We start from the raw sequence: 12,135 nt of genomic DNA, 5'->3' as shown, positions 1-12,135 counted from the left end.
CCTCTCGGCTTCAGCCACGGGCCCGCTGGGTGACGGCGATACAGACGAGAACGGCCGCCGCCGTCAGCGGAGCGGCCGGCGTCAGCTGCTCGCCCAGCAGCAGGACCGACCACACCAGTGTGAGCAGGGGCTGAGCCAACTGCAACTGGCTGGCCTTCGGAATGCCGATCGCCGCCATGCCCCGGTACCACACGACCAGGCCGAGGAACTGAGACCCGGCCGCCACCCACAACAGCCCGGTCACGCTGTGGGCGGTGAGACGTACGGGCTCGTACGACAGCGCCAGCGCGGCGGCGGGCACGGTGAGCGGCAGACACAGCACCAGCGCCCAGCCGATGACCTGCCAGCCAGGCATGACCCGGGCCAGTCGGCCACCCTCGGTGTAACCGGCCGCGCAGACCAGCAGGGCACCGAAGAGATAGGCGTCGGCGCTCGTCAGGGCGCCGCCGCTCTGCTGGACGGTGAAGGCGAGGACGGCCGCCGCGCCCGCCAGGGCCGCGGCCCAGAAGGTGCGCGAGGGGCGGGTGCCCATCCGCAGCGCCGAGCAGAGGGCCGTGGTCAGCGGCAGCAGGCCGACCACGACGGCGGCGTGCGAGGTGGTCGACGTCTGAAGGGCGAGCGTGGTGAGGAGCGGAAAGCCGACGACGACCCCGGCGGCGACGACCGCGAGCCCCGCCCAGTGGTGGCGGGCGGGCAGCGGCACGCGAAGCGCCAGCAGACAGCCACCCGCGATGACCGCCGCCAGGACGGATCGCACGGCCACCAGCGACCACGGGCCGAAGCCCTCCAGGCCCCAGGCGGTGGCCGGGAAGGTGAGCGAGAAGGCGGTGACACCGAGGGCGGCCTGAAGGGTTCCGGCGCGGCGGGCCGCGGAGCTCCCGGGCAACGGATCGGCAGGGGCACCCGCGGCCTCCGGACGCCCGTTGACCGCTATCGGAGTCGGTGCGGTAGCGCTATCGTGTGCTCTCATGCAAGAGCGTAGCAGTGTCGGCGAACTGGCGAATCGGCTGCGACAGGAGCTGAACCGCTACTCTCCAGGTGGAAAGCTGCCATCGAGTCGGGTACTCGTCGAGCGCTTCCGGGTGAGCCCGGTGACGGTCTCCCGGGCGCTCGCGCAGCTGGCCGCCGAGGGCCTGGTCGTGACCCGCCCGGGGGCCGGCGCGTACCGCGCGGAGGCGCGCCCCGCGTCGGCCCCCGGCGGGGACACCTCCTGGCAGGAGGTCGCCCTGAGCGCGGACGGCGCCGCCGACCTCGTACCGCGCACGGTGGACGCTGCCGGTGTCGTGGTCTCGTTGGCCGCGCCGCCGCCCGGCGTGATCGAGTTCAACGGCGGCTATCTGCACCCCTCCCTCCAGCCCGAGCGGGCGATGGCGGCGGCCCTGTCACGTGCCGGACGCCGGCCCGGGGCGTGGGGTCGGCCGCCCCTGGACGGGCTGCCGGAGCTGCGCGAATGGTTCGCGCGGGGCATCGGCGGCGCCGTCACGGCGGCCGAGGTGCTGATCACGGCGGGCGGTCAGGCGGCGCTGACGACAGCCCTGCGCGCCCTCGCCCCGCCCGGCGCCCCGGTACTGGTCGAGTCGCCCACCTACCCCGGCATGCTGGCGATCGCCCGTGCGGCCGGTCTGCGCCCGGTGCCGGTCCCGGTGGACGCGGACGGCGTACGTCCGTCGCTGCTGGCCGACGCGTTCGGTGCGACCGGCGCCCGGGTGTTCGTCTGCCAGCCCCTGTTCCAGAACCCGACCGGGGCCGTGCTCGCGCCCGGACGGCGGGCGGAGGTGCTGCGGATCGCGCGCGAGGCCGGTGCCTTCGTGATCGAGGACGACTTCGTACGGCGGCTGGTGCACGAGGACGCGGCTCCGCTGCCGCGTCCGCTCGCGGCGGAGGACCCCGACGGTGTGGTCGTCCATGTCGGCTCGCTCACCAAGGCGACCTCACCGAGCTTCCGGGTGAGCGCGCTCGCGGCCCGGGGCCCGGTACTGGAACGGCTGCGCGCCATCCAGATCGTCGACACCTTCTTCGTCCCGCGGCCGTTGCAGGAAGCGGCCCTGGAACTCGTGGGCTCACCGGCCTGGCCCCGCCATCTGCGCGCGGTGTCGACGGAGTTGAGGATCCGCCGGGACGCCATGACATCCGCGCTGCTGACCGACCTCCCCCAGCTGTCCCTGCCCCACATCCCCTCGGGCGGCTACCACCTCTGGCTGCGCCTTCCCGACGGTACGGACGACTCGGCCCTCGTCGCGGCAGCCCTGCGCGCGGGCGTCGCGATCACTCCGGGCCGGCCCTACTTCAGCGCCGAACCCCCGGCAGCACACGTGCGGTTGAGCTTCGCGGCGGTGGCCGGGGTGGGGGAGATCGGGGAGGGGGTGCGCAGGCTGCGTACGGCCCTTGACGCGATGGTCTAGAACCGGGACGTCAGGTCGCAGGTGAATTCCAGCGGTGAAAACGGTTCGACAGCGCACCGCCCGGCCTGTGAACCTCCCGGCATGAGCGACGACGTACCCGCCCTCCCCGAGGGCTACGAGATCTCCGTCGACCCCGCCCGGGTCGACGTCGAGCGGGTTCACCGATGGCTGTCGACCGACGCCTACTGGGCGCTGGACCGGCCCCGGGAGAAGTTCGACGAGGTGATCCCGCACTCGCTCAACTTCGGGGTGTACGAGGTGACTTCGGGGGAGCAGGTGGCGTATGCGAGGGTGGTGACCGATCAGGGGCTCTTCGCGTGGCTGTGCGATGTGTACGTGGACCCGTCGGTGCGGGGCACGGGCATCGGTACGGCGATGGTGCGCGAGGCGCGCGACCACCTAGGGGCGCTCGGAGTGCGCCGCATCCTGCTCGCCACGCACGACGCGCACGGCGTCTACGAGAAGATCGGTTTCCGGCCGCTCGACAAGCCCGACCGGTGGATGGCGCTCCACTTCGCGTGAAACTCTCGTGGAGCAGGCGTAAAGCCTCTGTGACGATCGCGTGGCGGTCGGTGCGTACCCTCGATAACTCCTGAGTAACACCTCTTGACCTGCGTTCTTTCCCGGCACACCATCGCCGCATGCAACTTCGGGTCACGTTCGTCGCCGCCGCGCGCAGCTCTCCGCTGCTCGCCGAGCGCTTCGACGACGACCGGCCGCTGGACCAGGCCGGCTGGGACGAGGTACAGCGCGCCGCGCACGATCTGGTGCCGCTGGCGGCGGCCGAGCTGCGCTACTGCTCGCCGACGCCCCGCAGCCGGGCCACCGGGGACGCGCTCGGCTATGGGCCCCTCGTCCAGCTGGCACTGCGCGACTGCGACATGGGCCGTTGGCGCGGACTCACCCTCGGCGAGGCGATGGCCCGGGAACCCGAGTCCGTGGACGCCTGGCTCGCCGATCCGCGTGCCACACCGCACGGCGGTGAGTCGCTGCTGGACTTCATCTCGCGCGTCGGCGGCTGGCTCGACACCCGGCCCGCCGACGACAACGGCCGGATCGTCGCCGTGGCCGAGCCCTCGGTCATCCGGGCGGCCCTCGTCTACGCCCTGAAGGCACCGCCCTCGACCTATTGGAATCTCGACGTCCGCCCCTTGTCGACGACCGTCGTCACGGGCCGTACGGGCCGCTGGAACCTGCGCTTCGAGGGCGCGTTCCCTCAGTCGGCCTGAGGCTGGTCGCGCGGTCGGTCGCGGGCGTAGTCCGTGGTGAGGACGAGGTCCTTGGCGGGGCCCGCCACCCGCCACACCGTCCGCCAGTGGTCCGCGTCGAGGACCGTGAACTCGCCTCGGTAGAGGTCGGCGGCGCAGGGGTGGCCGGTGATCCATCGGCCCGAGGTCAGGTCCAGGTCGTGGAACCGGCGGCCGTCCGTGAAACGTACGTCCGCCGTACCGGGCGCGGTGCCCGGGAGGAAGTGGAGCGTCCGCTCGGCGGGGCGGGCGACGCCCCGCCACACGAACGTGCCGGACTCGTGGTGCAGCAGGCCGGGCGGGCCGCTCCCGGGCAACGGGCTGAACGTCGTGTTGCCGGTGAAGGTCCCCTCGTCCGTGTTCGCGAGATCCCGCACCGACCGTTTCAGCCACCAGCTCCCCGCCAGATACGGCAGCACATCAGGCACTGGCCGGAACTCGCCCACGTCGCCGCCCTCTCCGAACTCTTGAGTTGCCGCACGCCCCATTGACGCACTCCAGTCACATACCTATGTTGCCGTTCGAAGTGCTGATCGTTGTCCGGTATCCCGAACTGCATCGACAGAGCCGCGGAGTATCCATGTCACGCACAAGCACCCGCTGGAGACTAGGTCTCACGGCCACCACCGCACTCCTGGTGGCCTCGGCGGTCGCCCCCGCCCCGGCCAGCGCCGAGGACGTCACCGACTACGCCATCACTGTGGACCCGGCCGCCAAGGGCGCCAAGATCGACGACACGATGTACGGCGTCTTCTTCGAGGACATCAACCGCGCCGCCGACGGCGGCCTGTACGCCGAACTCGTGCAGAACCGATCTTTCGAGTACTCCACCGCCGACAACCGCTCGTACACGCCCCTCACCTCCTGGGCTGTCGGCGGTACGGCGACGGCCCAGAACGACGACGGGCGCCTGAACGCCCGCAACCGCACCTATCTCGCCCTGGGCGCCGGTTCGTCCGTCACCAACTCCGGCTACAACACCGGGATCAGGGTCGAGGACGGCAAGAAGTACGACTTCTCCGTCTGGGCCCGTGCAGACCGGGCCGGCACGCTCACCGTGTCGCTCACCGACGCCGGTGGCACCCTCGCCGAGGCCCACCAGGTCGCCGTGAAGGGCAGCTGGGCCAAGTACCGGGCGCGGTTCACCGCGACCCGCTCCAGCACGACCGGGCGGCTGACGGTCGCGACGGACGACTCCGTCGCCCTGGACATGATCTCGCTGCTGCCCCGGGACACGTACAAGGGGCACGGCCTGCGCAAGGACCTCGCCCAGAAGATCGCCGCACTCGACCCCGGCTTCGTCCGCTTCCCGGGCGGCTGCCTGGTCAACACCGGGTCCATGCGGGACTACAGCGAGGCCTCCAACTGGGAGCGCCGGCGCTCGTACCAGTGGAAGGACACCGTCGGGCCGGTCGAGCAGCGTGCGACCAACTCCAACTTCTGGGGATACAACCAGAGTTACGGACTCGGCTACTACGAGTACTTCCAGTTCTCGGAGGACATCGGCGCGATGCCGCTGCCCGTCGTCCCGGCGCTGGTCACCGGCTGCGGACAGAACCAGGCTGTCGTCGACGAGGCGCTGCTCAAGCGGCACGTGCAGGACACCCTCGACCTCATCGAGTTCGCCAACGGCCCGGTGACCAGCGAGTGGGGGCGGAAACGGGCTCAGATGGGCCACCCCAAGCCCTTCCACCTCACCCACATCGAGGTGGGGAACGAGGAGAACCTGCCCAACGAGTTCTTCGCCCGCTTCACCGAGTTCCGGACCGCCATCGAGGCCAGGTACCCGGACATCACGATCATCTCCAACTCCGGCCCGGACGACAGCGGTTCGACCTTCGACACCGCCTGGAAGCTCAACCGGGACGCCAACGTCGACATGGTCGACGAGCACTACTACAACAGCACGAACTGGTTCCTCCAGAACAACGACCGCTACGACTCGTACGACAGGAACGGCCCCAAGGTCTTCCTCGGCGAGTACGCCTCCGGCGGCAACACCTTCAAGAACGCCCTCTCCGAGGCCGCGTTCATGACGGGCCTGGAGCGCAACGCGGACGTCGTCAAGCTCGCCTCGTACGCCCCGCTGCTCTCCAACGAGGACTACGTGCAGTGGCGCCCGGACATGATCTGGTTCAACAACCACGCGTCCTGGGGCTCGCCCTCGTACGAGGTGCAGAAGCTGTTCATGAACAACGTCGGTGACCGCGTGGTGCCCACCACCGCCACCGGTACGCCCTCGGTGAGCGGCCCGATCGCGGGCGCCGTCGGTCTGTCGACGTGGGCGACCACGGCGGCGTACGACGACGTGAAGGTCACCGGCGCGGACGGTACGGCGCTGCTGACCGACGACTTCTCGACCGACGCCGCCCAGTGGACCCACACCGGGGGCGGGAGCTGGACGGTCCAGGACGGGCAGTACGTCCAGACGGACGTCGCCGCCGAGAACACCATGGTCTCCGCGGGCAACCCCGCCTGGCACGACTACGACCTGCATGTGAAGGCCACCAAGAAGTCCGGCAAGGAGGGCTTCCTCGTCGCCTTCGGTGTCAAGGACACCGGCAACTACTACTGGTGGAACCTGGGCGGCTGGAACAACACCCTCAACGCCGTCGAACAGGCCTCGGACGGCGGCAAGTCGACGCTCGTGTCCAAGGCCGGCTCGATCGAGACGGGCCGCGCCTACGACATCGACGTCAAGGTGCGGGGACGTCAGGTCACCATGTACCTCGACGGCCAGGAGTGGGGCAGCTTCACCGACGACAAGCCGGTCGAGCCGTTCCGCCAGATCGTCACGAAGGACGCGAAGACCGGTGATCTGATCGTCAAGGTCGTCAACGCCCAGGCGGCGCAGGCCCGTACGACGATCGACCTCGGCAAGGTGAAGGTCAGGTCCAAGGCCGCGGTGACCACGCTGACCGCCGCGCCGGACGCGGTGAACAGTGAGACGGCGACATCGGTGGCGCCGGTGAAGTCGACGTTCACGGGTGTCGCGAGGAAGTTCACCTACACGTTCCCGGCGAACTCCGTCACGTTCCTGCGGATCAAGAAGGGGTGATGGGGAGGACCGGCGAAAACGGCTGACCGGACGGGCGGTTCAGGTGCTGAAGGGTGCCTGGGCCGCCCGTCTGTACTGGTTCGGCCAGTGGGTGGATGGGCCACCCTGGCAGTAGCTCAGTAGCTCAGTAGCTCAGTAGCTCAGTAGGCCAGTGGGCCGGTCGCCGCGACGAACGCCCCGTCGAGGAGGACCGGTACCACCGTGCTCGCGTCCACCTCCGTCGCGATGGCCACGTCCTCCGGAAAGCCCCCGTCGATCAGTTCCCGCCCCGAGGCGCTCGCCAGTACGTCGGCGGCGATGTCCGGGGAAGCGGTGAAGGTGGTGGCGACCGTGCCGGCCTCGACCGAGAGGAGTGCACGGCCGCTGCCGTGGATGTCCAGCGAGGCGATCACAGCGCCCGCCCCCAGCAGGTCTTCCAGCGCCGGTCGCAGGCTGCCGTCGGGCCAGCGCTCACCGGCGGCGATCACACCGACCGGCCGCTCGGCGGTCCCGTACCCCTGCTCGGCGAGCCACGCGCCAACGGTGGTGCCGTTGCGCAGACACGCGGCCACCACGACCGTCGCCGTGTCGTCGGCCGCCGCCGAGATCGCCGAGCCGTTGGGGGACGGCAGCACCAGCCGGGCGGCGAAGGGCGCCCGGCGCAGCGCCGCCGGGGAGAGCGACCACGGTGTGTCGGGGCCGACCGCTCCACGGCCGACGGCGAGCCGGGCGTCCCGCTGCTCGGCGAAGGCCGTGGCCGTGCCGTCACGCCACGGGTGGGGGAAGACGCGGGAGCCGGCCTCGACGGCGACCGAGACCGACGTCGTGAACGACAGCACATCGACGACGACCAGGCAGGACACCTCGCGGGCGAGGTGTCGCGCACCGGCCGGCCCCCACTCGAAGCGGATCCCGTACCCGGACTGGAGAAAGTCCTCACGCATACGGATGATCGTGCCATGGGCATGATCGACACGGTGTCCGTCCCGGTCCGGGGGCGCCGCATACCGATCCGCATACCGATCCGCATACCGATCCGCATACCGATCCACCATATTGCATAAACGTGCAACGAAACGTATAGTCATGCCATCAAGGAGGAGGGTTCCATGGCGGTACGTGTGGCGGTGGCCGGAGCGAGTGGGTACGCGGGCGGGGAACTGCTGCGTCTGCTCCTCGTCCACCCCGAGGTCGAGATCGGCGCCCTGACCGGCAACTCCAACGCCGGACAGCGGCTCGGCGCACTGCAGCCGCATCTGCTGCCGCTGGCCGGCCGTGTGCTCCAGGAGACCACCCCCGAAGTCCTCGCCGGGCACGATGTCGTCTTCCTCGCGCTGCCGCACGGGCAGTCCGCCGCCGTCGCCGAGCAGCTCGGGCCGGATGTGCTCGTCGTCGACATGGGCGCCGACTTCCGGCTCCACGACGCGGCCGGCTGGGAGAGGTTCTACGGCTCCGCGCACGCCGGGACCTGGCCCTACGGCCTCCCCGAACTGCCGGGTGCCCGCGCCGCGCTGGAGGGGTCCAAGCGCGTCGCGGTGCCCGGTTGCTATCCGACCGCCGTGTCGCTCGCCCTCTTCCCGGCGTACGCCGCCGGGCTCGCCGAGGCCGAGGCCGTGATCGTCGCCGCCTCCGGCACCTCCGGCGCGGGCAAGGCCGCCAAGACGCACCTGCTGGGCAGCGAGGTCATGGGGTCCATGTCCCCGTACGGCGTCGGTGGCGGCCATCGGCACACGCCGGAGATCGTCCAGAACCTCAGCGGCGCCGCGGGCTCGCCCGTCGCCGTCTCCTTCACACCCACCCTCGCCCCCATGTCCCGCGGCATCCTCGCCACCTGCACCGCCGCCGCCAAGCCCGGCGTCACCGCCGAGTCCGTGCGCGCCGCCTACGAGAAGGCGTTCGCCGACGAGCCGTTCGTGCACCTCCTCCCGGAGGGGCAGTGGCCCGCCACGGCGTCCGTCTACGGTTCCAACGCCGTTCAGGTACAGGTCGCGTACGACGAGTCCGTGCGCCGCATCATCGCGATCAGCGCCATCGACAACCTGACCAAGGGCACCGCGGGCGGTGCCGTCCAGAGCATGAACATCGCCCTCGGGCTCGACGAGACCACCGGGCTTTCCACGATCGGAGTCGCACCGTGAGTGTCACGGCAGCCAAGGGGTTCACGGCGGCGGGCATCGCCGCCGGGATCAAGGAGAACGGCAACCCGGACCTGGCCCTCGTGGTCAACAACGGGCCCCGCCTCGCCGCCGCCGGCGTCTTCACCTCCAACCGCGTCAAGGCCGCACCGGTGCTGTGGTCCGAGCAGGTGCTGAAGGGCGGCATCGTCTCCGCCGTCGTCCTCAACTCCGGTGGCGCCAACGCCTGTACGGGTCCCAAGGGGTTCCAGGACACGCACGCCACCGCCGAGAAGGTCGCGGACACCCTCGGTCTGAATGCCGGAGAGGTGGCCGTCGCCTCCACCGGGCTCATCGGCCTCCTGCTGCCGATGGAAAAGCTGCTCCCCGGAGTTGAGGCCGTTGCCGGTCAACTCTCCGAGCACGGCGGTGAGAAGGCCGCCATCGCCATCAAGACCACCGACACCGTCCACAAGACGGCCGTCGCCGGCAAGGACGGCTGGACCGTGGGCGGTATGGCCAAGGGCGCGGGCATGCTCGCACCCGGCCTCGCCACCATGCTCGTCGTCCTGACGACGGACGCCGACGTGGACAGCGAGCACCTGGACAAGGCGCTCCGCGCCGCCACCCGCACCACCTTCGACCGCGTCGACTCCGACGGCTGCATGTCCACCAACGACACCGTGCTGCTGCTCGCCTCCGGCGCCTCCCAGGTCGCGCCCGCCTACGAGGAGTTCGCGGAGGCCGTACGGGCCGTCTGCGACGACCTCGGGCAGCAGCTCATCCGGGACGCCGAGGGCGCCAGCAAGGACATCAAGGTCGAGGTCGTGAACGCGGCCAGCGAGGACGACGCCGTCGAGGTGGGGCGTTCCATCGCCCGCAACAACCTCCTCAAGTGCGCCATCCACGGCGAGGACCCCAACTGGGGGCGTGTCCTCTCCGCCATCGGCACGACGCGAGCAGCCTTCGAGCCGGACCAGCTGAACGTCGCCATCAACGGCGTCTGGGTCTGCAAGAACGGCGGCGTCGGCGAGGACCGCGACAAGGTCGACATGCGCTACCGGGAGGTCCACATCACCGCCGACCTCGCCGCCGGTACGGAGACCGCCACCATCTGGACCAACGACCTCACCGCGGACTACGTCCACGAGAACAGCGCGTACTCTTCATGAGCACCACGCGGAAGCACACCGCCCTGCCCAAGGCCAGGATCCTCATCGAAGCGCTGCCCTGGCTGACCCGGCACAACGGCAAGGTCGTCGTCATCAAGTTCGGCGGAAACGCCATGGTGAACGACGAGTTGAAGGACGCCTTCGCCCAGGACGTCGTCTTCCTGCGCCAGGCCGGCCTCAAGCCCGTCGTCGTGCACGGCGGCGGCCCGCAGATCAGCGCCGCCCTCGACAGACACGGCATCGTCAGCGAGTTCAAGGCGGGCCTCAGGGTCACCACCGAGGACGCCATGGACGTCGTACGCATGGTGCTGGCCGGGCAGGTCCAGCGGGAGCTGGTCGGGCTGCTCAACCAACACGGGCCGCTCGCCGTCGGGTTGACCGGCGAGGACGCGCACACCATCACCGCCACCAAGCACCAGCCCGAGATCGACGGGGAGTTGGTCGACATCGGGCGGGTGGGCGAGATCACCGCGATCGACACGGGCGCGATCGAGGCACTGCTCGCCGACGGCCGTATCCCGGTCGTCTCGTCGATCGCCCGTAGCCAGGACGACGGACATGTCTACAACGTCAATGCTGATACGGCGGCTGCGGCACTCGCTGCTGCTCTTGGCGCCGAAACCCTCATGGTCCTCACGGACGTCGAGGGCCTCTACGAGGACTGGCCCAACTCCGACGAGGTGATCAGTCGCCTCACCGCTTCCCAACTGGAGAAGCTGCTCCCGGAGTTGAGCTCCGGCATGGTGCCGAAGATGGAGGGCTGTCTGCACGCCGTGCGCAACGGGGTGAACACCGCCCGCGTCATCGACGGCCGGGTCCAGCACTCGATCCTGCTGGAGATCTTCACGGACGAGGGCATCGGCACGATGGTCGTGCCCGATGCGGAGGAAGAAGGGGACGCCGCATGAACGCCGGCCAGCAGCTGGACGCCAGTCAGGAACTGAGCGCCGACAGCGCCAATCAGGCACTGACCGCGCGCTGGCAGGGCGCGCTCATGAACAACTACGGCACCCCCCGCCTGCCCCTCGTCCGGGGCGCGGGCAGCACGGTGTGGGACGCCGACGGCAAGGCGTACACCGACTTCGTGGGCGGCATCGCCGTGAACGCGCTCGGCCACGCCCACCCGGCGATCGTCGAGGCGGTCTCCACCCAGATCGCCTCCCTCGGCCATGTCTCCAACCTGTTCGTCGCCGAACCGCCCGTCGCGCTCGCCGAGCAGCTGCTCCAGCGCTTCGGCCGGGACGGCAAGGTGTTCTTCTGCAACTCGGGCGCCGAGGCCAACGAGGGCGCCTTCAAGATCGGCCGGCTGACCGGACGGGGGCACATGGTGTCCACCGAGGGCGGCTTCCACGGGCGGACCATGGGTGCCCTCGCGCTCACCGGCCAGCCCGGAAAGCGGGAGCCCTTCGTGCCGATGCCCGGTGACGTCACGTACGTCCCGTACGGCGACGCGCAGGCGCTGGCCGCCGCCGTCACCGACGAGACCGCCCTCGTCATCATCGAGCCCGTCCAGGGCGAGAACGGCGTCGTGGTCCCGCCCGCCGGCTATCTGAAGGCCGCGCGGGCGATCACCGCCGCCAACGGCGCCCTGCTCGTCCTCGACGAGGTGCAGACCGGCATCGGGCGTACCGGGCACTGGTTCGAGTACCAGGCCCACGAGGGCGTCCTGCCCGACGTCGTCACCCTCGCGAAGGGCCTCGGCGGCGGGCTGCCCCTCGGCGCGACCGTCGCCTTCGGCCGCGCCGCCGACCTGCTCCAGCCCGGCCAGCACGGTACGACGTTCGGAGGCAACCCGGTCGCCTGCGCCGCCGGACTCGCCGTACTCGACACGATCTCGAACGAGGGGTTGCTGGAGAACGTCAAGCGGCAGAGCGAGAAGTTGCGGGACGGAATCGAGGGTGCGGGCCACCCGTTGATCGATTATGTCCGGGGCGCGGGACTCCTCCTGGGTATCGTGCTCAACGAGCCCCTCGCGCCCCAGGTGCAGCAGGCGGCTCAGGACGCCGGGTTCCTGGTGAACGCGCCCGCTCCCGATGTCGTACGGCTGATGCCGCCGCTGAACATCGGTGACGCCGAAGTGGACGCGTTCCTCCAGGCACTTCCCGGAGTTCTCGACGCGGTTGCCGTTGACGGGAAGGACTAGCCGGGGAATGAGACGACGAC

At 70.3% G+C, this 12,135-nt stretch carries 11 protein-coding genes; 8 read left to right on the top strand and 3 right to left on the bottom strand.

What is annotated here, in order from left to right; genetic code table 11:
- Positions 1-10: 10 nt before the first annotated feature.
- The gene (locus tag OHN74_RS07390) at positions 11-970 is read right to left on the bottom strand and encodes a DMT family transporter (protein ID WP_327693722.1); all 960 of its coding nucleotides are present in this window, start codon (positions 968-970) and stop codon (positions 11-13) included.
- Between OHN74_RS07390 and OHN74_RS07385 the strand changes: the two genes are divergently transcribed.
- The 3 genes from OHN74_RS07385 to OHN74_RS07375 all read left to right on the top strand — a co-directional run bounded on the left by OHN74_RS07385 (position 969) and on the right by OHN74_RS07375 (position 3,631).
- A complete protein-coding gene (locus OHN74_RS07385) occupies positions 969-2,402 on the top strand; it encodes an aminotransferase-like domain-containing protein (RefSeq protein WP_327693721.1) in 1,434 nt (477 codons plus the stop codon). The genes OHN74_RS07390 and OHN74_RS07385 overlap by 2 nt on opposite strands.
- Before the next feature lie 81 nt (positions 2,403-2,483).
- Positions 2,484-2,924: a GNAT family N-acetyltransferase gene (locus OHN74_RS07380; protein WP_327693720.1), complete on the top strand. Its 441-nt coding sequence runs from the start codon at positions 2,484-2,486 to the stop codon at positions 2,922-2,924.
- A 119-nt stretch (positions 2,925-3,043) separates the two neighbouring features.
- On the top strand, positions 3,044-3,631 hold the full coding sequence (locus OHN74_RS07375; RefSeq protein WP_327693719.1) for a histidine phosphatase family protein: 588 nt from the start codon (positions 3,044-3,046) through the stop codon (positions 3,629-3,631).
- Here OHN74_RS07375 and OHN74_RS07370 read toward each other — a convergent pair.
- Positions 3,619-4,095: a DUF6314 family protein gene (locus OHN74_RS07370; RefSeq protein WP_327700030.1), complete on the bottom strand. Its 477-nt coding sequence runs from the start codon at positions 4,093-4,095 to the stop codon at positions 3,619-3,621. The two genes, OHN74_RS07375 and OHN74_RS07370, sit on opposite strands and share 13 nt — an antisense overlap.
- Before the next feature lie 134 nt (positions 4,096-4,229).
- On the opposite strand from OHN74_RS07370, the gene OHN74_RS07365 reads away from it, so the two are divergent.
- Positions 4,230-6,707: an alpha-L-arabinofuranosidase C-terminal domain-containing protein gene (locus OHN74_RS07365; protein WP_327693718.1), complete on the top strand. Its 2,478-nt coding sequence runs from the start codon at positions 4,230-4,232 to the stop codon at positions 6,705-6,707.
- A 140-nt stretch (positions 6,708-6,847) separates the two neighbouring features.
- Here the strand turns inward: OHN74_RS07365 and OHN74_RS07360 are convergent, their stop codons facing one another.
- Complete coding sequence (locus OHN74_RS07360) at positions 6,848-7,630, bottom strand: 2-phosphosulfolactate phosphatase (RefSeq protein ID WP_327693717.1); 783 nt, start codon at positions 7,628-7,630, stop codon at positions 6,848-6,850.
- A 165-nt stretch (positions 7,631-7,795) separates the two neighbouring features.
- Between OHN74_RS07360 and argC the strand changes: the two genes are divergently transcribed.
- The 4 genes from argC to OHN74_RS07340 are packed head-to-tail and all read left to right on the top strand — an operon-like array spanning position 7,796 to position 12,115.
- A complete protein-coding gene (gene argC, locus OHN74_RS07355; protein WP_327693716.1) occupies positions 7,796-8,824 on the top strand; it encodes an N-acetyl-gamma-glutamyl-phosphate reductase in 1,029 nt (342 codons plus the stop codon).
- Positions 8,821-9,972 (top strand): bifunctional glutamate N-acetyltransferase/amino-acid acetyltransferase ArgJ, encoded by a 1,152-nt coding sequence (argJ, locus tag OHN74_RS07350; RefSeq protein WP_327693715.1) that lies wholly within the window; start codon positions 8,821-8,823, stop codon positions 9,970-9,972. The genes argC and argJ overlap by 4 nt, the downstream gene beginning before the upstream one ends.
- Positions 9,969-10,880 (top strand): acetylglutamate kinase, encoded by a 912-nt coding sequence (gene argB / locus OHN74_RS07345; protein WP_327693714.1) that lies wholly within the window; start codon positions 9,969-9,971, stop codon positions 10,878-10,880. Before argJ ends, argB begins: the two co-directional genes overlap by 4 nt.
- Positions 10,877-12,115, top strand: coding sequence for an acetylornithine transaminase (locus OHN74_RS07340; RefSeq protein ID WP_327693713.1), 1,239 nt, complete (start codon positions 10,877-10,879; stop codon positions 12,113-12,115). Before argB ends, OHN74_RS07340 begins: the two co-directional genes overlap by 4 nt.
- Positions 12,116-12,135 lie beyond the last annotated feature (20 nt).

The organism is Streptomyces sp. NBC_00459 (genome assembly GCF_036013955.1).
Classification (GTDB): domain Bacteria; phylum Actinomycetota; class Actinomycetes; order Streptomycetales; family Streptomycetaceae; genus Streptomyces.
Note: the sequence above shows the minus strand (reverse complement) of the source record. Positions and strands in the feature narration are given on the sequence as shown.